The sequence below is a fragment of the Enterococcus sp. AZ101 genome (genome assembly GCF_050499005.1).
Lineage (GTDB): Bacteria > Bacillota > Bacilli > Lactobacillales > Enterococcaceae > Enterococcus_L > Enterococcus_L ureilyticus.
Genome location: NZ_JBMHEZ010000002.1, coordinates 97,201 through 119,585, shown reverse-complemented (window position 1 = coordinate 119,585; position 22,385 = coordinate 97,201). Strand labels below are relative to the sequence as shown.

Annotated in this window: 18 protein-coding genes; 5 read left to right on the top strand and 13 right to left on the bottom strand. The window is 35.9% G+C overall.

Annotated elements, in window-relative coordinates; all coding sequences use genetic code 11:
- Window positions 1-314: 314 nt before the first annotated feature.
- The 6 genes from IGJ50_RS09890 to IGJ50_RS09865 all read right to left on the bottom strand — a co-directional run bounded on the left by IGJ50_RS09890 (window position 315) and on the right by IGJ50_RS09865 (window position 6,310).
- Window positions 315-827 carry a hypothetical protein gene (locus IGJ50_RS09890; RefSeq protein ID WP_429950186.1) on the bottom strand — a complete coding sequence of 171 codons (513 nt, stop codon included), beginning with the start codon at window positions 825-827 and terminating at the stop codon, window positions 315-317.
- A 182-nt stretch (window positions 828-1,009) separates the two neighbouring features.
- Window positions 1,010-2,557 carry a DUF4097 family beta strand repeat-containing protein gene (locus IGJ50_RS09885; RefSeq protein ID WP_429950962.1) on the bottom strand — a complete coding sequence of 516 codons (1,548 nt, stop codon included), beginning with the start codon at window positions 2,555-2,557 and terminating at the stop codon, window positions 1,010-1,012.
- An 8-nt stretch (window positions 2,558-2,565) separates the two neighbouring features.
- Window positions 2,566-2,883 carry a PadR family transcriptional regulator gene (locus IGJ50_RS09880; protein WP_069638938.1) on the bottom strand — a complete coding sequence of 106 codons (318 nt, stop codon included), beginning with the start codon at window positions 2,881-2,883 and terminating at the stop codon, window positions 2,566-2,568.
- Window positions 2,884-3,030: 147 nt separating this feature from the next.
- The gene (locus IGJ50_RS09875; protein ID WP_429950185.1) at window positions 3,031-3,573 is read right to left on the bottom strand and encodes a hypothetical protein; all 543 of its coding nucleotides are present in this window, start codon (window positions 3,571-3,573) and stop codon (window positions 3,031-3,033) included.
- A gap of 38 nt (window positions 3,574-3,611) precedes the next feature.
- Complete coding sequence (locus IGJ50_RS09870; protein ID WP_429950183.1) at window positions 3,612-4,304, bottom strand: hypothetical protein; 693 nt, start codon at window positions 4,302-4,304, stop codon at window positions 3,612-3,614.
- Between the two features lie 17 nt (window positions 4,305-4,321).
- Window positions 4,322-6,310: a glycosyltransferase family 2 protein gene (locus IGJ50_RS09865; protein WP_429950182.1), complete on the bottom strand. Its 1,989-nt coding sequence runs from the start codon at window positions 6,308-6,310 to the stop codon at window positions 4,322-4,324.
- Between the two features lie 312 nt (window positions 6,311-6,622).
- Between IGJ50_RS09865 and IGJ50_RS09860 the strand changes: the two genes are divergently transcribed.
- From IGJ50_RS09860 to IGJ50_RS09845, 4 genes are read left to right on the top strand one after another with little or no spacing between them, the layout of a single operon-like run.
- A complete protein-coding gene (locus IGJ50_RS09860; protein WP_429950180.1) occupies window positions 6,623-7,816 on the top strand; it encodes a betaine/proline/choline family ABC transporter ATP-binding protein in 1,194 nt (397 codons plus the stop codon).
- 4 nt (window positions 7,817-7,820) lie between these two features.
- A complete protein-coding gene (locus tag IGJ50_RS09855) occupies window positions 7,821-8,456 on the top strand; it encodes an ABC transporter permease (protein ID WP_069638933.1) in 636 nt (211 codons plus the stop codon).
- A gap of 2 nt (window positions 8,457-8,458) precedes the next feature.
- Window positions 8,459-9,391, top strand: coding sequence for an osmoprotectant ABC transporter substrate-binding protein (locus IGJ50_RS09850; protein ID WP_429950178.1), 933 nt, complete (start codon window positions 8,459-8,461; stop codon window positions 9,389-9,391).
- The gene (locus tag IGJ50_RS09845; protein ID WP_069638931.1) at window positions 9,391-10,059 is read left to right on the top strand and encodes an ABC transporter permease; all 669 of its coding nucleotides are present in this window, start codon (window positions 9,391-9,393) and stop codon (window positions 10,057-10,059) included. The genes IGJ50_RS09850 and IGJ50_RS09845 overlap by 1 nt, the downstream gene beginning before the upstream one ends.
- Window positions 10,060-10,194: 135 nt before the next feature.
- On the opposite strand, the gene IGJ50_RS09840 is transcribed toward IGJ50_RS09845, so the two are convergent.
- From IGJ50_RS09840 to IGJ50_RS09810, 7 genes are all read right to left on the bottom strand, one after another.
- Complete coding sequence (locus IGJ50_RS09840; protein ID WP_429950175.1) at window positions 10,195-12,018, bottom strand: APC family permease; 1,824 nt, start codon at window positions 12,016-12,018, stop codon at window positions 10,195-10,197.
- A gap of 254 nt (window positions 12,019-12,272) precedes the next feature.
- A complete protein-coding gene (locus IGJ50_RS09835; RefSeq protein WP_429950173.1) occupies window positions 12,273-13,934 on the bottom strand; it encodes a MutS-related protein in 1,662 nt (553 codons plus the stop codon).
- Between the two features lie 125 nt (window positions 13,935-14,059).
- Window positions 14,060-14,395 (bottom strand): hypothetical protein, encoded by a 336-nt coding sequence (locus IGJ50_RS09830; protein WP_429950171.1) that lies wholly within the window; start codon window positions 14,393-14,395, stop codon window positions 14,060-14,062.
- Between the two features lie 148 nt (window positions 14,396-14,543).
- The gene (locus IGJ50_RS09825; protein ID WP_069638927.1) at window positions 14,544-15,707 is read right to left on the bottom strand and encodes a cation diffusion facilitator family transporter; all 1,164 of its coding nucleotides are present in this window, start codon (window positions 15,705-15,707) and stop codon (window positions 14,544-14,546) included.
- A gap of 239 nt (window positions 15,708-15,946) precedes the next feature.
- Entirely contained in the window at window positions 15,947-18,646 is a 2,700-nt protein-coding gene (locus tag IGJ50_RS09820; RefSeq protein ID WP_429950169.1) for a YhgE/Pip family protein, read from the bottom strand.
- A gap of 248 nt (window positions 18,647-18,894) precedes the next feature.
- Window positions 18,895-19,122: a hypothetical protein gene (locus IGJ50_RS09815; protein ID WP_069638925.1), complete on the bottom strand. Its 228-nt coding sequence runs from the start codon at window positions 19,120-19,122 to the stop codon at window positions 18,895-18,897.
- A 205-nt stretch (window positions 19,123-19,327) separates the two neighbouring features.
- Window positions 19,328-20,671: an FAD-dependent oxidoreductase gene (locus IGJ50_RS09810; RefSeq protein WP_069638924.1), complete on the bottom strand. Its 1,344-nt coding sequence runs from the start codon at window positions 20,669-20,671 to the stop codon at window positions 19,328-19,330.
- Window positions 20,672-20,861: 190 nt separating this feature from the next.
- Between IGJ50_RS09810 and IGJ50_RS09805 the strand changes: the two genes are divergently transcribed.
- Window positions 20,862-22,343 (top strand): helix-turn-helix domain-containing protein, encoded by a 1,482-nt coding sequence (locus IGJ50_RS09805; protein ID WP_069638923.1) that lies wholly within the window; start codon window positions 20,862-20,864, stop codon window positions 22,341-22,343.
- Window positions 22,344-22,385: the final 42 nt, after the last annotated feature.

The following is a 22,385-nucleotide window of genomic DNA, read 5'->3' as shown; positions in this document are numbered from 1 at the left end:
GATGTTACGCATTGACAAGGGCAACTTGATTGGTCAGCGTTCTCTGACTTTTCAGGGCTTCATGAATCAGCGCCAACTGATTTTTGAAGTGCCTTTTTATTATATTCGTTTCTATCCTATTACTCATTTTAAAGAAAAACAATTTCATAGTCAACAAAGTGTCAAAAATTTTTTTATTTATCTGGTTTTATTATTAAAATAAAGCTAATTTTCTTCACTTTTTGCTCGCTTACATAAAATGTTTGAACCAGAACTAATTAAAAAAAGCCTAAAATAAAATGAATAAACCATTTTTATTCTCGGCTTTTTTTCGTTTACATATTCGGTATATCTACGCACTCTTCGTAAGACCAAACAAAATCTTGATCCGTTTCTACCTGCATTTGATCTTCTATTTTATTGGGGGGCAATAATTTTTGTAAACTGATTTTTCCTTCTTCAATAAGAAAATGCCAATTCTTTCTATCTTTTGTTTGAATAATATCAGTAAAATCAATCATATTTTTTTCCAACCATTTTTTGCTATTCGTTTCATAATTTGTTTCATCATGGAAGAGTTCCTGTTTTAACAAAACATACTTTGCTGAAAAATCCAGCCCAGCAGCCATTCGATAAAGTTGATCCGCTTTTCCAAAGCACATCTGTTCACTATAGATATCTCCAAGTAAAACAAATGCATTAAAACACTCATTTAATTGAATCCCACCATTTTTAATACTTGTTTCAATAGTTAGCTTAAAAAAATAGACTGCTTGTTGGTGATCATTTTCTTTCAAAGCTAGCTGTCCTTGTTTAAACCATTTTCTTATTTTCCTTTTATTAAACATCTTTTCTCCTTAAAAACTTTTTTCCTAGGAAGTACGTTAAAACAAATTCTCCGTTGTTTCTTAACCACTTGTTCAGATTTAAGGAGAGCAAAACAAAACGTATTGCGCTTTGTCTAGCTCTCCTTAATTCACTAATTGTGGCACCCATCTTTCATAACGTTAAGCGACTAAAATTGTTACGTTTATTCAACTTTTTCTAAGATTTTAACATCTCCTGTTTTCGATTTCACATCAACTTTATATTTTCCGTTGTTTGCTACATCTGAAAAATCATTTCTCAATTCGCCAGTCCCTGTACTTGCTGTAATCTTGACTGACTGGCTAGGATCTTGCAGCCATTTGATAAATCCGGATTGACTAGAGACCTGCGCATTTACTTTACTTTCTTGGACAGCAATCGTTTGGCCGGAGCCATTTTTTAAATCTAATGTGCCTTGATTTTCCTCTGAAACGATTTTTCCGCTTTCATTAGACATCAAAAGATCCCCTTTTGTTCGTTTAACGATAACTTGACCATCTGTTGCAGTTGCTGTCAGTTTTTTTGTTTCCGAATCTTCTAGGATCATTCTACCTGAATGATTATTCAACACAACATTATCTGAGCGTAAAAATTTCAAGATGGAGAGTCCTTTATCGCCGTCGATTGTTAGATCACCCAGCATACCCGTAATGACTGTTTTACCAGACACACTTTTAACCTTTAAATTCATTGCGGATTCTTCTATGATCACATCACCGTACTCGCTACTGACATTGCCATCATCTGCAATAATATTTTTAGCGTAAACATCTCCAGAGAGTAAATCTAAGTCAAAATTCTTTGTTTGAATATCTAACAGACGCAGATCTCCACGGCTTAATCCCAAATGAAAATCATCCAAGATTGTGCCTTTTGGAATAAAGAAAATCACTTCTGATCGTCCAGTGCGGGTAAAGGTATCAAAGATACTTTCTTCATCTAAAGTCAAATTTACTTTATTATCATATGAACCCGTTTCAATTTTTTTGATATCGCTTTCTTTAAAGCGACCTTTGACCATCAAACTAGGTTTTTCTGTACTAGATACTTCTACTGTTGTAATTTCGACATCCGCATCTGAATCAAAACTAAACGCAGCATGATTGCTTGATGTTAAACTGATTTCTTTATAGTATTGTCTCCCTGTATACATCAATCGGTTCGTCATTGAACAAAATAACAGCAAGCCCATTCCAAAGGCTAAAAAGCCAATCGACAAACCATTGATCCATGATCGTTTTTCACTTTGCCAGCCTTTTATTACTTGCAAAATGATTGCTATCAACAGTAAACAGAAAATAGTTGGAATCCCCGCAAGATTCTGCTCTTCTATCAACTCTTTGATTGTGTACATCAAGAAAAAAGCCAACAAGGCTAAAAGTAACAGAAGAAATAATGGTTTCAATACTTTAAAGACTGTTTCCATAAATTTCTGTATTCTTTTTTTCTGCGTTTGAATGAAAACATCTTGAATTTCTTCTCTTGGAACAACTGACGTTTTAGCATTGATTGCAGCATCTAAACTTAAATCTGCGTAGTAATCCGCTGCAATCTCTTCGGGTGGGGCAAGGCCTGCAACAACTTCTGCTTCAGTCTGACCTTCTTCTAAACAAATCGCTAACTGTTCCAATAGATCTTCTTTTAATTCGTTAAACTCTTCTATATCTTCTTCAGCAAAAGCTGCTTGTAGCTGATTTAAATATTCTTTCATTGTTTTCACTAATCGGCCCCCCTCAGTTTAGTGACTTGCTCAACGAACTCATCCCAATCATGTTCTAAAAGTTCTAAATACTCATTTCCTTTATCTGTCATTTGATAATATTTTCTAGAAGGACCATCAGGCGATTCTTTGGTATAAATGACACAGTATGATTCTTTGACTAATCGACGCAAAACTGGGTAAAGCGCCCCTTCAGTGATTGGTATAAATTGATTTACTCGTTGTGTTAATTCGTATCCGTATCGATCTTCTTTTTGAATAAAATGAAGTACACACATTTCTAAAGCACCTTTTTTAAATTGGCTGGAAGCCCTCATCGCTCAATCCCCTTATCACAGTTTTGATTGACAAATTACCCGCTGTTCGATAATGTCCACTGAAATAACAAAAGAGCAAACATGACTAAAATCCACTTTAGACCAAAGGGCTTTGAGCTTTGGTACAAGGCGTTGTTTCGTTCTTTGTCAGTGGTTATTGCGGTTGTAATTCTTTTTCTCTTGAATGATACCTTGACGTTCTGCCGGTGTCAAATTAGGATCGCTCAGTTGATTGCCCCACTCTCTATTTCTTTGCCCTCTCTCTTGCCCATTTGCAGAGGCGCCTGACACAGCATCAGCTGTTTCTCCATTTCCTTGCGCTTGAGGTGCTTGTTGTTCTTCTTGGATCACCGCTTGTTTTGCCGCTTCTTCTGCTTGTGCAGCCTCTTGGGCTGCGGCTTGATTGGCCGCTTGTTCTTCTTCTGCTTTTTTAGCTGCAGCTTTTTTATCCTCCTCTTCTTTTTGTTTTTTGATTTTGTTGGCTTCTTGTTCTTTGAGCTTTTTCTTGATCGAATTTTCAACATGTGCGATTTTTTTTGAAACCACTTCTGCTAATTGTTCTCGTTTTAAAGCAAAGCGCTCTCTGACGACTTCATCTTTAGAAAAAGCAGCATCTGCGGTATTTATTGTCTGGGTCATCCCGATACCGATCATTAAAAGAGCTATGCAAAATACTATCATTTTTTTCATTCTAAGTTCTCCTTAATCAACATATTTCTATACTATAGTTATCCTTGGAAAGCATCTAGTAATTCGCTAAATCGTTTCTCTTCCTCTAATATGAGCCAATATTTTTTTTCTTTCTTATCTGGCTCTAATTCCAATCGAATCGTTTTCGGTTCTTTTGCGGCTTTTAATTCCTTAAACGTTTTTTTAAGTGCTTCGAATTGGATTTGATTAAGGTCTTCGTCTTTTAATGTATCTAGTTCTTTTAAAATCCCGTTTAATTGCTTTTCATCGGAAATTTGGTCAATATCATCTAATTTTTCAAGCTGATCATAGCCTTTATTTTTTAACCATTGCACCAATTCTTCGTCTGTTTTTTGGTCAATCGTCTGATCAAAGTTTGTCTGATCCAAGCCTGTGACCGTTACTTGCGCTTCTTTTTTTTCTGACTTGCTCTCTTTTATATTTACTGAAAAGCTTGTTTCTTTGTCCAATTGCTCTTGGTAAATGCTCACCAATTCTTTGGCTTGTTCTTTTGATAGATCGAATAGCTCAGAAAAATCCTCGACCATATCTGTTTGACTTGGTGCATCTAATTTATAAAAATATTTTTCAGCATCATCTTTATCTTTCCTATAAATCACATTATTAATAAATGTTGTAGCGACATCTTTTGGATCAGCAGTCTTACTAGTGCATCCAGTAAAAACAACAACGATCAAAATTAGCATACTAATTATTCTCTTTTTTTTCATTCGTCTACTTGGCTCCTTTATGACAATAACTGTTGATTTTTTTGTACATCTCTTCTATTTTTGACTATATACTTGAAAATGGTATAAAACTTAACTCTGATTGACTGAACATCCCCTACTCCATAAGTCGGATCAGAATAAATCAAGCCTAGCCAACGATAATGATTTTTACGTGAAAATTTTTGAATCTTGAAGGTCATTTCAACATTTCCCGCTACATTAATAATACTCGAGCGTATCATTTTGACATGTTTGATTTTTTGGAAAGAGAGGTAGCCTTCGTCTTGATTGAGTAAGGCGCTTAAAAACGGCTCATTTTGATCAACACTGATCGTTACACTTTTTTCACCTAAATAATTGATTCGAACTGGGATCACTTGATTGCCCTTGACTATTTCCCCTTCGTAATCGACAGGAATATTCATCGGCATGCGTGGCCGCTCATATGCTACACTAACTGCGACGCTCAAACTAAAAATATTGTAAAACAGCCAGTAAATATTGATGGAAAGAACATCCCACCATTGTAAGTGGTTGAAATCCAAGTGCAGGATATAATAAATCAAGGCAAAATAGTTTGCACCTAATAATAAAATCTGTACTTTACAGTTACGCCAATCAAAATATCCTTTTTCCCCTTGAATCCCCTTGACTGTTACGTGAAATTTCTTATTCTTTTTAGGGCTAAATAACGTTTCTTTCCAAACGGCCCAAGAAACTTGAGGAGCTGTCACTAGCTCGTAAATATTGCTTATGAAGGAATTGTATTTCTTTCTAGCAACAGATTTATACATCAAACTTCCAGATAAAAAAGCTGGCAGCCAAAAAATCACCAGCTGAGCTAATGTGGTTTTTAGGCTAGAAATGTTAAAAACTAAATAAAGAAAGGGGGAAAGTAAAAAAATCAATTTATAGAGCCCTGCATACCAAAACATCACGCCATCAAGATAAAACCACTTTTGCATAAATGATAGGTTTTTCAATGTATTCAATCTATATTTTTTGATAACTTGCACATTGCCACGTCCCCAACGATCTCGTTGTTTCACATAATCGGCTAACGTTTCTGGGGATAGTCCTGAGGCAAGGGCTTCATTAACAAATACACCCTCCCATCCATTGTTTTGTAGCAGCAATCCTGTAGCCATATCTTCTGTGATGACACCTGTTGTAAAACCTCCGATAGAATCTAGCGCAGCTCTTCTAAATAAAGCATTGCTGCCTACATAAAGTACCGCATTGAATCGATCTTTCCCTTCTTCTAAACTACGCATAAAAAAGTCTTGTTCATTATTGATTTCACCATCTAAATATAAATTATGCTGAAAAATATCTGAATTAAAAAAAGTCTGCGGCGTTTGAATAAAACCAACTAGCTCTTTTGAAAAATGTCCTAATGTCCGCTGTAAAAACTCGCGTTTAGGCACCATATCAGCATCTTGAGTCACGATGATTTCCCCACTTGTTTTTGTCAGCGCATAATTCAAATTCCCCGCTTTTGCATGTTCGTGAGTCGGACGAGCGATAAATTCAACACAATGTTTTTCTGCTAATTTTTTCACCATTGCTCGGTCCCCATCATCGCAAAAATAAATTTTCAATAATTCTTTAGGATAATCGATCGATAGACACCCAACCACCGTTCTTTCTAAAATTTCAATGTTTTCGTTATATGTAGCGATCAAAATATCAACTGTTGGCAATTCTTTTAATTCAGCTAATGATTTTTCAGCTCGCTTATAAGGTTTCCAAAATAAGATGACTAACGTAAAGGCTTGAATAAATCCCATAAATTCAGCCAAATATAATAAACTCCCAGCAATTATCTCAACTATACTTCCATTTGGGATCGTATAAAACAAACGCCAAACTAAATAAATAAATTGAATAATAACAAATCCTGATAAAACAAATTTTCTATAGTGTTCATTTTTCTTAGATACAAAATAAAACAAGAATAAATAACTCAAACTAAATACCATGTATCCTAATCCAACCTTCTCCATTACCTTCTCCTTTTCACTCCCTATTATTCATAAAACAGTAGTAGCTAGTCATCAATATACTAAGGTTTCCAGCTATTGTCAATAGAATAATAGCTGGATTTGAAAATCTTATTACACTTTCCCGCATAATTATCGTTAAAAATCCTCATTTTCTACCTACATTTGTTATTTTTTAATCCTAAAATGGCGAAAAAAACATCTGATTTGTCCAAATCGTTGTTTTGTAGCATACTAGTAGTAGATACATTTGTCAGGAAACACTGAAACTAGTTAAGAAACAAGACCAAGAAAAAAGAATTTGGGGTGAGAAAGTTGATCGAATTTCAACATGTTTCAAAAATTTACAAAGGTGGAAAAATCGCTGTAGATGACATCAATTTGTCTTTTGATAAAGGTGAATTTATCTGCTTTATCGGAACTAGTGGTAGCGGAAAAACAACTTCTATGCGGATGATCAATCGGATGACCGATCCATCAAAAGGAAAAATCATGATCAATGGAGAAGATATCCAAACGATCAATCCAGTGGAGTTACGTCGAAAAATCGGCTATGTTATTCAAAATATCGGTTTAATGCCACACATGACGATCCGAGAAAACATCGTACTTGTACCTAAGTTATTAAAAGTCGACTTAGAAGAACGGAATAAAATTGCAGAAAAAATGATCGATCTAGTTGAACTACCTAGAGAAATGCTTGATCGTTATCCAAATGAACTCTCTGGTGGGCAACAACAAAGAATCGGTGTTGTAAGAGCTCTTGCAGCCAACCAGGATATCATTTTAATGGATGAACCTTTTGGTGCTTTAGATCCGATCACAAGAGATTCTCTACAAGATTTAGTGAAAGACTTACAAGAACGTTTAGGAAAAACTATTGTTTTTGTTACTCATGACATGGATGAAGCGTTAAAATTAGCAAATAGAATCGCCATCATGAGTGAAGGAAAAGTTATTCAGTTTGATACACCTGATAATATTTTACGCCATCCAGTCAACGAATTTGTTGAAGAGTTGATTGGCGAAGACCGCTTGATTCAAGCCAAACCAGATATTACCACTGTTGGTGAAGTGATGCTGAACAACGCGATCACGATCACACCAGAAAAATCATTGTCAGAAGCAATCAAACTCATGAGAGAAAAACGTGTTGATACACTCTTAGTGGTGGATGGCGCAGGCGTGTTAAAAGGATTTATCGATGTTGAAACCCTTGACCGCCGTAGAAATACTGCGACTAGCGTTAGTGATATCATGAATCCAAAAGTATTCTTTGTAAAAAAATCGTCACTATTACGCGATACCTTACAACGAATCTTAAAACGTGGTTTAAAATATGTTCCAGTGGTAGATGATAAACAAAAAGTAGTTGGCATTTTAACTAGAGCCTCACTAGTAGATATCGTTTACGATGTTATCTGGGGTGAAGAAGACACAGAAAATGTGACGACTGCTTCAAGAGAAACAGAACCAACTGATGTCAAACAGCCTCAAACGGAGGTGTAAAAAAATGAATCAGTTTTTATTAGAACGAGGAAATGAGCTTGTCACTAAAATCGGTGAACATATTTTTATTTCCGGGATAGCTCTTCTCTTGGGTATTTTATTTGCAGTACCTATTGGAATTTTATTGACACGAACTAAGAGAACAGCGGCCATTGTTATCGGCTTAACCAGTGCTTTACAAACTGTCCCTTCTTTAGCTTTACTTGCATTGATGATCCCAATTTTTGGTGTTGGAAAAATTCCAGCTATCATTGCTTTGTTTATTTACTCTTTATTACCTATTTTAAGAAATACGTATATTGGAATCAAAGAAGTCAGCTCTGATTATAAAGATGCTGCCAAAGGAATGGGCATGACCAATGTCCAATCGATCTTTATGGTCGAATTACCAATAGCGATGCCGACGATCATGGCAGGGATTCGCCTAGCTGCCGTTTATGTGATTGCATGGGCCACATTAGCTTCTTATATCGGTGCTGGTGGTCTTGGAGACTTCATTTTCAGCGGATTAAATAATTATCAACCCGATTTGATTTTTGCCGGAACGATTCCTGTTACTATTTTGGCTTTGGCCGCAGATCTATTACTAGGGCTATTAGAGAAAAAATTAACGCCTAAAGCATTAAGGGAGGCGGAATAATCATGAAACGAAAATTAAAATTATTGTTCATCACTTTTTGTAGTGCTTTACTATTATCTGGCTGCTCCTTACCTGGACTTGCTTCTAACGCCGATGACTCTACGATTTCTATTACTGGCGGAATCACATCAGAAGCACAGATATTAGCAAGCCTAGTCGCTGGTATGATCGAGCATTACACGGATGAAAAAACCACGATCATCAATAATTTAGCAACGACTACAATCAATCACCAAGCAATGATGAATGGTGACGCACAAATTTCAGCTGCCCGTTACACAGGGACTGATTTGACTACAACACTTAATCTAGAACCAATCAAAGAACCTAAAAAAGCTTTTGAGGTAGTCCAATCAGAGTTTCAAAAAAGATTCCAGCAAAAATGGTTTAATTCCTACGGATTTGCCAATACCTACGCTTTTATGGTTACACAAGAAACGGCCGAGAAATATAATTTAAAAACAATCAGTGACCTTAAAAAAGTTGGCGACCAGCTAACTGCTGGTGTTGATACATCTTGGATCGACCGTAAAGGGGACGGTTATAAAGGGTTTACTGAAACCTATGGCTTTGATTTTAAACGAGTGTTTCCAATGCAGATTGGTTTAGTTTACGACGCAGTGGCTGCGAATAAAATGGATGTCGTTTTAGGCTATTCAACAGATGGCCGAATCGGCAGTTATGATTTGGTTATTTTAGAAGATGATCTCCATTTCTTCCCGCCTTATGATGCCTGTGCAGTCGCAACAGATGAAATCTTGAAAAAACATCCTGAATTAAGTGATGTCCTTAGTAAATTATCAGGAAAAATTTCAACCGAAACGATGCAAAAGCTTAACTATCAAGCAGACAATGATCTAATGGAACCTGAAACCGTTGCGGATAATTTCTTAAAAGAACACCATTTCTTTGAGTCTGAAGGAGGTGGAAAATAATGCAGAATTTACAAGATATGAATTTACTGCAGCAGTTTTTCTATTACTTTGAGCAAAATGGCAGTTATGTTTTGAGTCAATTCGTTCGGCATTTCTTAATTTCCATCTACGGTGTATTATTTGCCGCTATCGTTGGTATACCTATCGGGATTTTCATTGCCCGTAGAAGAAAAATGGCTGGTTGGGTCGTCAGTATTGCAAACTTGATTCAGACGGTTCCTTCTCTCGCGATGCTTTCAATCTTGATGTTAGGTCTTGGTCTGGGTGTCAACACAGTTATCGTCACGGTCTTTCTCTATTCGCTTTTACCGATCATCAAAAATACCTATACTGGGATGATCCAAGTCGACCGAAATATATTAGATGTGGGCAAAGGAATGGGCATGACAAAATGGCAAAGGCTTTACATGGTAGAATTGCCGCTTTCTGTCTCTGTGATCATGGCAGGAATTAGAAATGCTCTTGTCGTAGCAATCGGGATCACCGCAATTGGTGCTTTTGTCGGTGCCGGTGGGTTAGGAGATATCATCATTCGCGGTACTAATGCAACTGATGGGACAGCGATTATTCTTGTTGGTGCCTTACCAACGGCCTTAATGGCGATCATTACAGACTGGGTGTTAGGCATGATCGAACGCCGCTTAGATCCAGCTAGTAAACATTCATAGAAAAGTGGAACAAAACGCTTATCTATTTTCTTCAAAGGCTGTTTTGTGCCGCTAGATCTAGTAAAGCGGTATGAGCCTTTTTAGCTTTAACAAAAAAAGCAAGTAAGAATCTCTTCTGATTCTTACTTGCTTTTTTTATTTCTTCAAACGATAACTATATGTTGCAACGACAATATTCTCGCGCCAAGATAAGCGCAGGCGCAAACGTAAGCTCGTCTGATTATGCAAAATATTTTGCCAACGACGATTAGGGACGAATTGAGGAATCAGGACCGTCGTTGTATAATGCCGCTTAGCTGAATTTTTACTAACCAAATCGACATAACGAAGAATTGGATTTGTGATCGAACGATACGAAGAATGGACGACAGAAAAACGAATATCAGGAAATTGTTTTTTGAACTCCGTCTCGATTTCTTTTTCCTTTTCCACATTCTCATCAAGCGATACATGCATCGCAACGACATAATCACCGATTGAACGGGCATAATTTACCGCCCCCACATTGGCTTGCGTCGCATTTCCAACTAACACAATCACTGTGTTGCCGAAAAATTCTTGTTGTTCCACAGTTTCCTCTAAGCGCAGCTGTTCGGCTACATTTTTGTAATGAGCATGAATACTATAAAAAATAAAAATCAGTACTGGCATAATAATAAAAAATGGCCAAATATCTCCCAAACGATACATGAATAAAATAACGATAATTCCATAAGAAATGAATGCTCCAATCATATTTGCAATTGATTTTGACAACCATTTTTTTGTCTCTTTACGCCATTTTACTACCATCCCAGTCTGAGATAAGGCAAACGGTATAAACACACCGATTGAATATAATGGAATCAATCGTTCTGTTGAGCCTTGAAAAATTAATAGCAAAACCACTGAACCTGCAGCTAAAGTCAAGATACCATTTGAATACCCCAAACGATCCCCACGATCCATATACATATGCGGCATAAATTTATCTTTCGCTAAATTAAAGGCCAACACTGGAAACGCTGAAAAGCCAGTATTAGCTGCAACAGCTAAAATCAAAGCTGTTGCAAACTGCAAGAGATAATAAAGAATATTTTGACCAAATACTGCTTTACCGATTTGAGCTAAGACAGTCACTTCCGTCTGTGGAACAATCCCATACCAATAGTTGATAAACGTGATTCCTACAAAGAAAAAGCCTAAAATCCCAGCCATCAAAGTTAACGTACCAGCCGCATTTTTTGCTCGCGGCTTTTTAAAAAAAGGAACAGCATTACTAATTGCTTCAACCCCAGTCAATGATGAGGAGCCAGAAGAGAAGGCCCTCAAAATCAACGCAATTGTAATCCCAGGAACCACCGCCCCCGGCACCGCTGTTGCATGAATCGGCACTACACCTGTGATAATTTTAAATAGCCCGGTAGCAATCAATAAAGTAATAATCGCAATAAAGCTATAGACCGGCAGCATCAAAAAGCCAGCTGATTCCCTTAAGCCTCGTAAATTCATCAACATGATCAATAAAACAATGATGATGGAAATCACAACTTGGTGCCCGTATAGAGCTGGTACTGCTGAAATGATCGCCTCAGCGCCTGCCGACACCGAAACTGCTACAGTCAACATGTAGTCGACCAATAAAGAACCGCCTGCTATTAGTCCAGCATTTTTCCCTAAATTTTCACTGCTGACGACATAAGCTCCGCCACCCTGAGGATATGCATGAATGATTTGCCGATAAGATAGTGTTAATGAAATAAGTAAAATAATGACAAAAGCGGCAATGGGCAGTGAATACCAGATAGCCGCAGCAGATAACGTAACTAACACGACAACGATTTGTTCAGTACCATAAGCAATAGAGGATAATGCATCTGATGACAATAAAGCCAATGCGGCAAAACGACTCAACTTATGTTCATCATTTTCAGTCGATTTTAACGGCTTACCGATAAATAATCGCTTTAAATAATCCACTTGATCAACCTCTCCTTTTCCTATTTTTTTCCGAAACAATCACATATGCTACGCTTCTAAAGTAAGATTGTCAATTATTTCCCTGCTAAATAATTGAAATGTTTAGGCTCTTCTTTCCATCGTTTAAACAAATTCTTAGAGCACTGTTTTTTTCATTTTAACAAGCTTATCTTTTCAAGGAAACGATTCTGCCTTTGCGCTGTCGTCACAAGAAAAAGACATGAACATCCAAAACGATTTTCATGTCTTGATTGCTATTCTACTGTTTGCCAAGTACGATATTCATCAAAATAATCTGCTTCTTTTTTTGCCTGTGCCACGATCCGTTGCGGATAATTCAACACCTGCAAAAGCTGAATGGCATTTCTCGTAGTTGATGGTCCTTGTCTTAGACGGTAATCAAATGATACACCTTGTTCTTTTGTCACCTGCTCTTGAAAATGGACATTATCACAAGATTCTTTTAAGATTTCTGTCAGTTCAATGTCATGGGTAGCAACAAAAGCCAACGACGGATAATCTGCTAACCAATGAACCATACTAGATGATGCGGCGATTCGTTCGATCGTATTCGTACCCTTTAGTATTTCATCAATAAAACATAAACACGGAACTCTTGTTTCAGCTAAATCAAGGACTCGTTTAACTGATTTGATTTCTGCAACAAAATAGCTATCGCCTTCAAAAATGTCATCTTCAACTGCCATTGATGTCAAAATATGTGCAAACGGCAATTGAAACTTGGTCGCTAACGCGGTGTGGATCGTCGCAGAAAGAATACAGCTGATCGCTACACTTTTAACATAGGTAGACTTGCCAGAAGCATTCGAACCAGTTACTAGGGTATTTTTTGTCCAGTTCACTTCATTTGGCACAGGAGAGGCTAATAATGGATGATAAACTTCTTCCCCCTTTACTTGAATGCCTTTTGAAAATACAGGTTGGCTTGTATCTGGCATGACTTTACGAAAATTCAAAACTGCTGCTGCAACTTCCAATTCTCCAAGTAAACGCCACATTTCTTTTGCTTGAGTTTCATAATTGGTTAATTTTTCCAGAACAAAGTTATATGAAATAAAGGGCAGCATGAAGATCATCGCAAAATAATCAAACATCATTTCAGCCTCACTGTTAGACTTCATTCGAAAGGAAATACCAAATTTAGTCATTGATGCCAACGGCTTAAGGTTGTTTGCCAACTCTTCTTGAAAAGGTGTTTTCACTTTAGCTAATTTCTTTGCACATACAACCGTTTGGACTAAATACCCCATACAGATCAGCTCACGTTGTAATTTTTCCTTTTTTATTTGGTAATAAATCACATTGAATAAAATCGAGCCTAACAATAGGACAATTGATACGGTATTCGGAAATAACAGTATTAAAGCGACGGCGGCAATCGGTAGACTCCCACAAAACAAGTAGAGTTTTGTATTTGGCAGCACTTGGTTTCTAGTTTCACTTAAATAGCTTTCAACATTATTCTTATCTTGTTTCCCTAAACAGGCAAACTGAAATTGAATCGCTTCTCTAATCTGAGGATTTTGCTCATAATACTCAATCAATGTTTCCAAACGGTCATGACTATCTTCTGAGAAGTTAAAATTGCGTAAACGCTGATACAGTGCTTCTGAGCCTACACTTGAATAGGTTGCATTGATTCTTTCAAACAGAGTAAATCCGTCTAGGTCATACCAAGTGATCTCATCGACTTCACTATCATACTTTCGATATTTTTTAGCTGTATACCACGCATCCCTCAAGCTTTCCTCTTTATCAAAAAAACGTGTATTAGGAAATGTTCCCCACTTACTTTTGACCATTGCTCGTAATTTTAAGCGATTATAAATTTCCATTACACTGATAATCAATATAATCAGCCCCACAAAACCAAGTACGATCCATTGAGCATTCATTCAATAACCTCCTTTTTAAGGCTAGTATATGTTTTTATCGATTCATATACAAGGACAAATGGATAGCAACTAAAAGAAGTTGAACCGGAAACTCTAAGAGTTATAGTTCAACTTCTTCTATTTACTTATAATTCGTGGTACTCTCGATTCATACTGGTATATTCATCCAAATGCCATTCTGTCTCTTGATTTGCTTCGTTTGGTTCTATTTTCGGATACTCCATTTTCATCGGTTTAATATACTGAGTTGAGCTCAGCATATGAGAAATCGTCTCATCCTGCATTTTTATAATATGTTTCAAACGAATCTTCTCTAATTTCAAATCCGTGATTTCTTCTTGCTGTACTTCTTTTTTTCCTAATAAACTCCGTAAAAATTGTTTATCTCTGACAATCACTAATGTTAAAACAACAATCACAACAACAAAAAAATAGAGAACGATTAATAAGTTACGATCCATCCTTTTTATTCCTCCTAACATTTCATCCCTATGTTACCATGTTAGAGAACAATATTTTCTCATTTTTTTAGCTAAAACAATCATTTTTATGTATATTTTTGAGAAAAACAACTATATAGCTATTATTTTTTTATCATTAAAGAGAAATTTAAAGTAAATAATTGTGATCAAATGTTACTTCAACTAAATAATCCCCAATATTTCGATATACTTGTTCTTGAATGCGAATCTTTAGTTCCTGGTCTGTTGCTTTAAAATGGTTTGGAACAACCAAATCAAATAAAATACGAGGCTGACTGCCATGATCTACTAAGCGTATATCGTGGGCTTTTAATTCACTATTGATCCCTTTGATGATTCTTTTCAGCTCTTGGTGAATAAACTGTTGTCTTTGATCATGTAAGTTCACAGGATCGATGTGACAAACAAGATCAACCCCCAACGCTTCTTTAAATTTCTTTTCGATATCATCCGTCTTTTCATGGGCTTGAGTCAGATTCCAGCGGTCATCGATTTCAATATGAACAGAGGCAAATGTTTTATTGGGTCCATATTGATGGATCAGTAAATCATGATACCCTACGATTTCTGGTACTAAGGATAGATATCGTTTCATTTCATCTATCGCTGCTTGATCAGGTCTAAGCCCCATCAACTCGTTGACAAACTCTCGAATCAATTGTAAACCACTAAAAATAATGTAACACGCTATCAATAGCCCTACAAAGCCATCAATTTTCAAGCCAGTCAAGCCCTCTACTGTCGCTGAAACGAGTACAGCCATCGTCGTAAATACGTCATTTAAACTATCTTTAGCCGTTGCAACTAATGTATTAGAATCAATTTTTTTGGCTACTCGTTGATAAAAAATACTTTGCCAAACTTTGATGAGAATCGACAATACTAACACAATCAGAATTACTGGTGTTACTTTGATACTTTGAGGATCTCGGATTCGTTCAATCGATGTCATAAAAAATTGAAACCCAACAAAGGTAATCAATAACGAAACTAACATACCGCTGATATATTCAAAACGTTCATGACCGTATGGATGTTCTTTATCTGCTGGTTTCCCTGAAATATAAAAACCGACGAGCGTTAGCACAGAAGAAACCGTATCCGACAAATTATTCATTGCATCAGCCATAATCGACACACTGCCAGAAATTAGTCCAATCAACAATTTTCCAACAAAAAGCAGCAAGTTAGATAGTAACCCTACGATCCCCGCAAAAATCCCAAAAGCTGTTCGAGTATCTGAATTTTTTGGTTGGCTTTTTTCAAAGCGCTCTATTAAAAATTTTATCATCGTGATCCCTACCTCATTTTTAGCATATCTTAAGACTATAAAATGATTTCAGCCATTTGTATAGTTAAATGCTGTTTTTTTTAGTGAGTTTTTATTGTTTAGAATCCCCCTAATTGATCAATTGGATGTCTTTGTTTTTTTATTAGGGACACCTTGAAAGATAACAAATAAGGAAAAAAACTTGAATCACTCCCATTATAGGCTTGATTCAAGCTTTCACCAGCATTTATTTCTTATTTTTAATGGAAAATATGACTTTCATGCGAAACGTTCTCTAACTTCTTCGTTTTTTCTTCAACATAAGGATATAAGAGAATGCCCAACACACAAAACACAATTGAAATTCCTAGTAAAATGAGAATCGCCTTCCAAGCATTCGGCCAATAAATACCTCCTGCTGATTCCCTTAATAGATTTACCGCATGGGTAAATGGTAAAAATGGATTAATAAACTGGAAGAATTTGCCAGAAACTTGAATTGGATAGTTTCCGCCACCTCCCGAGATTGAAAGCACCAGGATAATGATCGCAGCCCCTTTTCCGACATTGCCAAATAGTGCCACTAGTACATAGACCATCATCATAAACGCAAAGGCGATCAACAAAGCAAATAATACACTATATACTGGTTGTCTAACATCTACTCCTAACAAGAAATAATTTCCTAACGTCACAATCAACGCTTGCGCTAGTCCCATTACTAAAAAGGTTAACATCCTCGCAGAAAATTGTTCCCGTTTTGAATAGTTGCCGCGGTCTTTTTCATCTAAATAAAAATCAGTTGTTGCCACACTTGAAAATAACACGGCACCAACCCATAAACAAAGAGCTGTGTAAAATGGTGTACTAGCTGAGCCATTATTAGCAATTGGGTAAATTTTATTTTCTTTCACTTCAACTGGTTTAGCAAAGAAGTCACTTTCAGCGTTAGCATCCAGTTTAAGCAACTTTATCACTTGTCCAAGGTCAACATCCTTCTCCCCATTTCGGATCGCTTCTGCGGCTTTATGGAGACCTGTCTTGATATTTGGCCAGTCATTTTGAACTAAGTCATTTGCTTTGTTCAAGGCAGACTCTAAATCCGGCATTTTGTCATTGACTGTTTTTAAAGTACCAGTGATATTTTCTTTGATCCCTGGGTAATCATTTTGAATAAAATCAGCAGCTAAGCCAAGTTTTTCTTCAATGACAGGCAATTCATTGTTGTAAAGTTCTGCACCTTTGTTAATGCCATTTACGATCGTGTCCATATGACCATTCAGTAAAACATTGGCATCATGCACTTCTTGTTTGATTGCAGGTAATTCTGCTTGGTATTTTTCTAAGATGCTGATTGCATTAGAAACAGTTGCTTGTGTTGAATTTAATAATGTAGCAAAATCGATTTGTTTAGCTTTGTCGAGCAAGCCTTGAGCGCTGGAAATCGTAGTGATGAGCTTTGTTAAAATGTTATTTACATCTGTTGCAACTGCATCTACATTGATACTGCCAGCAATCCCAGCGATATTGTTGGCCATGTTTTCAATTTCTCCTAATACAGCTTTCAACTGATCCACTGAAATCCCATCAGCATCAATACTATCCACTCGATTTTTTAGCCCTGCAATCAACGTACTAAGATTATTTAAATTATCAATGATTGGTTGAAGTTCTTGATTACCAGAAGAATTTTGAATACTTGTCAGCATTTCAGCCAATTGATCAATTGCTGCTTGCTGCTTCCCTAAGCTGTCGCTAAATTGTTGCAACATTTGCTTCAGCGTTTCACGTTCTTCTGGTGTCAATTCATTGTCAGTCAATAATTGCTCGATTTGACCAGCAATTGCGGATACATTTGATCCAATTGTTTGAACTGACTCTAGCGTTACTTTGATACTGCTTGTAATGCTTGGTAACGCCTCTTGTAATTTTACTGCTCCTTCACTGGTTGCAGTCGCTAATTGATCTGCTTGCTCTCCAAGTTTTTCAATATCTGGCAAAGCCGTTTGAACTTGTTGGATAATGGTCAAACCTTGTTTAGCTTCTTCGATTCCTTCCGTCATTGTTTGTTCAACTGAAGCAAAATCTTCGTCAATCATCGCTAATTGTTTCCCAGCATTTTGAATTTCTGGGATTTTCTCCTGTAAGGTCAAAATAACTTTAGCTTGTTCTTTGATTGTTGGCATCTTGTCGTTTAAATCAACTAGCTTTGTTCCTAAAGCATCAACTTGAGGCAAATACTCCGCAAATTCATTGGCTTTCGCTAGCTTTGTTTTCAACTCAGGCATTTTCCCATGAAGCGCAACAACTTCTTGCATATATTTATCGATTTGACCAATATTTTCATCTGTCGAAAGGATCATATCCTTCACTTTCGTTATACTAACCAGATTAGAATCTAAATTATAGCCAATATCATTAAATACATGAACCAAAGTACCACTTGCTGTTTTAGTGAACTCATCTGTGATTTGCGCTTGTAATGAGGTTGCACCTTTTTCAGCGATTTTTGGTGCGATCGCATTGATCTTTTCATTGATTGAATAGTCAATTTTAGGCTTTTTAATATCCCCTGTAGTAAAGCTTAATAGGTCTTTTGAGAAATCTTTTGGCAGATAGATACCGGCATAATACTTTCCTGATTTTACCCCTTTGTCTAATTCTTGTTTTGAATCAACAAAACGCCAACCTAATTGTTTATTTTTATGAAGATTTTTTAATACTTCTTTTCCAATATCGACTTCTTTATCCTTGAATGTCACAGCTTGGTCGTCACTGTAGACTGCAATCGGCAATTCTCCTGTATTTGCATAAGGATCCCACAAGGCTTTGATATTGAACCATGCATAAAGTGATGGAATAATCATCAGTGCAATAATCAAAAATGTAGCGATCGGGTTTTTAAAAATACGTTGCCAATCTAATTTAAATAACTTTAATGTGTTCTTTATATGTTTCATCCTGCTCACCCACTCTTTTTAATGACTGATTTACTTTAGCATAATTTTTTTATCAATAACAAATGAAAAAAACTATTTTTGTCCATTTCTACGACAGGTTTCTTGAATTGTCGTAGAGAATTCAAGTCTATTGTTATTTATGAACCATTCATATCCATTTTCTTCACGTTCAATGGGACATTTCTTATTTTATGACACCTAAAAAAGACAAACTCATCCAAATGAATCAGCTTGCCTTTATTTTTTTGCTATAGTTTTGCTGAGAACTCTGATACTACTTTTTTCACTTCATTTACTGAATCAGGCTCTAGATAAGAAAGTGCTCTGGGAACCACACCCATAAGATACATCTTATCGAGCTTATCCGTTGATTTTCTTTCCAGCAATTCTGCTAGTAAATGTTTCATGTCTTCTTGATGATCTGCTTTTGTACGATCTAAGATGAAGTCATAAAAATTTTTTTCTGCTGCTTTCATCGGCTATGCCCCTCCTATATTTTTATTTTATTATACGCTTAAATAACAATTAGTAGTAGCAATTCGCTTTTATTACAAAAAACAATAATTATACAAAAAAACAGCATAAACATGTTTGTCTTGCTGCTCTTGCTATTAGAAAAAGTTTAATAACTATTAAAGGGCCAAAGAAATGCTTCACCCCTCTTATACAAAGACAAGATTTTTATACCCTATACTTCTCAATCAAAAATTCATATGCAGCACGGCTAATAATTCCCATTGGTTGGTTGATTCCAGGGTTAAAATAAAAGTCCATAGTGACTAACTCTTCTAGTGTGGTTTCTTTGTCAATTGCTAAAGATAACGTGTTGATCGATTGCGTAATATCCTTTTCAGACATCAATTGTCCGCCAATCAAGTTATGCGTACCTTTTTCGAAAACCAGTTTGATATGCACCTCTTCCTGCAATTTAAGATAAGGCAACTGACTTGGTAATGTTAAAAAGATACTTTCAACTTCGATTCCTTCAAACTTTGCTTCTACTTCGGTTAACCCTGTAGTAGCAATATAGTTGTTGAAAATTTTAGTGGCCGTTGTCTTTTGCGTCATATTGTACTTCATCGGATGCCCTAAAACGTTCATAGCAGCAACGGTCGCACTTCGAACAACATTATTCACTAAAGGGATGAACGACTTACGATAGCTATTGCGGACAGGATAAGAAATCACATCTCCTAAAGCGAAAATATTTGGATCACTTGTCTGCATATGTTCATTGACTCGAATTGTTCCATTAGCATTTAAGTCTAAAAATTCTTTCACTAATGTCGTATCAGGACGAGCATTTACGGCCACAATAACATAATCGTTTCTGATTTCTTCATTCGTGGTTTGGGTGATAAAACTCTCTTCTTCTATATCTGAAAAACCAATAACACTTTCGTTTAAATGAAGTTTTACACCTGAATCAACGATTTTTTGTTCAATGAGTGATGACAGTTCCTTATCCAAATAACGGAAAAGAACAGATCCTGCACTTTCTATCAGGTGGATTTCTTTGCCTTTTTCTTTCAAAGCATCACACAATTCCACTCCGATATATCCGCCACCAATAATCGAGATTGATCTTGCCTGTTCCAATTTTCTCAATACTTCCACTGAACTGGAGTAACTTTTGAAAACGGTCACTTTATCTTTACTTGGTAGTGTCAGATTAGTTGAAAATTGGTTTGAACCTGTTGCGAGAATTAGCTTGTCATAACTTACTTTACAAGTTTTTTTAGCATCATCCTCATAGATAATAGTGCTTTTTTCCGGCTGTATCGTAGTAACCATTGTATTAAGTAAAACAACTATGCCTTTTTTACTCAATTCTTCTGCTGTAAGATATCTCACATTATCCAGCTCATCAACCATTTGATTCATTCTCAATATGATCCCGCTTGAAACGAAGCTAAGCTCACTTCTTTTTTCAATTAGAACAACCTCAGTTTGAGGATCTAATTTCTTTAACGTTAATGCCGCTTGAAGTCCACCGTGTGAGGCTCCGATAATTACTACTTTCACTAAGGTTCTTCTCCCTTCAATCAAATAAGTCATTTTTATAACTATATAAATATAATTTAAAAGTAACAATCTAGTTCATTATATATAAAAAAATGATTTTTTTAAATAATTATAGAGACTAATTTCTTTTTATAAGTTGCGTATTGCCATTTTCTCATGAATCAAGTATCCTTTAAGTGAGGTGTCTATTATGCTAAAACGAGATTTTTTAGAAAAGCCCTTCGATTATATGAATGATATCTTATTATTTTTATACAACAATCAAGGCAAGGCGACAAAAAATGAGCTAGTTAGTGAATTTCAAATTAGCTTACCGACTTTAAATGAATATTTGTCTTTCCTGCAAAGTTTTCTTGAAGAGAATCAAGTAAATGAGCAAGTTGAACTAACGTTAAAAGGTGAAAATATTACTTTAAAAAAGCAACCGACTTTTCCCTTGAAGAACGTTGTTGTACTTTTTCTCGAAAAGTCGATAAAATTTCAAATGGTGAACCAGTTATTCTCTAAAGGTGAACTGACTTGCGACTATTTTCAATTGAATTATGCGATCAGCTCTGCGACTTATTATCGAAAGATCACCGAATTAAACGATCTTTTAAAAGAATTTCGCCTACAAATCAAACGTGGAAAGTTGATCGGAGAAGAAAAACAGATTCGCTATTTCTTTTTTAGTTTCTTTTGGTTTCTATTTGAGGATAAAACCAGTTTAGAAAAAGAAACCGCTAATCAATATCTTGGCTTTGTAGATATCTTAAGGGAGTCTCTCAATGTAGTCTTTGATCCTACTGAAGTCTTGCAAATAAAATTGTGGATGAAAATATCATTTAGACGACTGGCTACTGAATATAATCCTGTTATCAGTCCTAACTATGATTATCCTGATCGACCGCTCTTTGAAGAAATTAATTTGTCCTTACATACATATATGAAAAAGATCGACCGTCCATATACTATTTATGAAGCATACATGTTTTATGACTTCTTTTGTTCCATGCATAATTTTTCGCCTAATTCATCTTTTGCCTTTAGGTTGGCAGAAAAGCAGCGCAGAGAAAGCTCTTATTTAAACTATATGAATAAAGTAATATTAAAATATTTAAAACAGCAAGGCTACTTGTCCAATTACGCTTCATCTGCACGCTTACTGTATATTGAAAATTTATTGTTTCAGCTACATTCTCAGCTTTATTATTTTGATGGATTTATCTTGCCCTTTGATAGTTGGACCATCAAATCGATCGTCAATGCTCACCGTCATCCATTTTCTGGTAATGAAGTTTTTGAACTGATGGACATTGCGACCAAAAAATTTGATCAAGATGGTGAAAAAGGAAGCTATAAAAATAAATTCACTGAAATCCACTACACTATCATCCTAAATCATATTGCTGAATTAAATGAAGAAAAAATTGCGATCGGTGTCTATCATTCACTGAATCCTTTTATTGGTGAATTAGTTATTCAGCATTTGACCAATGTTTTAGGTCACAAATACCCAATCAAAGCTGAAGCTTTTAAAGAAGACAGTCATTATGACATACTTCTTTCTAACATATACAATGAAGTGATTTCTGAAAAACAAGAATTAGTTTATATATTCTCAGATATTGGTAATAGTTATGACATGACTGAAATCGAAAAACAGATTATTCAGTTAATCGATACAAGATAGTGCCAAACTTGTTGGTTACATCACTAATTGAAATTATAACAG

Coding starts and splice junctions, on each gene's coding strand:
- IGJ50_RS09820 (WP_429950169.1), bottom strand. CDS start 18,646: ATGAAACATATAAAGAACACATTAAAGTTATTTAAATTAGATTGGCAA.
- IGJ50_RS09825 (WP_069638927.1), bottom strand. CDS start 15,707: ATGATAAAATTTTTAATAGAGCGCTTTGAAAAAAGCCAACCAAAAAAT.
- IGJ50_RS09880 (WP_069638938.1), bottom strand. CDS start 2,883: ATGAGGGCTTCCAGCCAATTTAAAAAAGGTGCTTTAGAAATGTGTGTA.
- IGJ50_RS09805 (WP_069638923.1), top strand. CDS start 20,862: ATGCTAAAACGAGATTTTTTAGAAAAGCCCTTCGATTATATGAATGAT.
- IGJ50_RS09855 (WP_069638933.1), top strand. CDS start 7,821: ATGAATCAGTTTTTATTAGAACGAGGAAATGAGCTTGTCACTAAAATC.
- IGJ50_RS09850 (WP_429950178.1), top strand. CDS start 8,459: ATGAAACGAAAATTAAAATTATTGTTCATCACTTTTTGTAGTGCTTTA.
- IGJ50_RS09875 (WP_429950185.1), bottom strand. CDS start 3,573: ATGAAAAAAATGATAGTATTTTGCATAGCTCTTTTAATGATCGGTATC.
- IGJ50_RS09865 (WP_429950182.1), bottom strand. CDS start 6,310: ATGGAGAAGGTTGGATTAGGATACATGGTATTTAGTTTGAGTTATTTA.
- IGJ50_RS09835 (WP_429950173.1), bottom strand. CDS start 13,934: ATGAATGCTCAATGGATCGTACTTGGTTTTGTGGGGCTGATTATATTG.
- IGJ50_RS09830 (WP_429950171.1), bottom strand. CDS start 14,395: ATGGATCGTAACTTATTAATCGTTCTCTATTTTTTTGTTGTTGTGATT.
- IGJ50_RS09885 (WP_429950962.1), bottom strand. CDS start 2,557: ATGAAAGAATATTTAAATCAGCTACAAGCAGCTTTTGCTGAAGAAGAT.
- IGJ50_RS09845 (WP_069638931.1), top strand. CDS start 9,391: ATGCAGAATTTACAAGATATGAATTTACTGCAGCAGTTTTTCTATTAC.
- IGJ50_RS09815 (WP_069638925.1), bottom strand. CDS start 19,122: ATGAAAGCAGCAGAAAAAAATTTTTATGACTTCATCTTAGATCGTACA.
- IGJ50_RS09870 (WP_429950183.1), bottom strand. CDS start 4,304: ATGAAAAAAAAGAGAATAATTAGTATGCTAATTTTGATCGTTGTTGTT.
- IGJ50_RS09890 (WP_429950186.1), bottom strand. CDS start 827: ATGTTTAATAAAAGGAAAATAAGAAAATGGTTTAAACAAGGACAGCTA.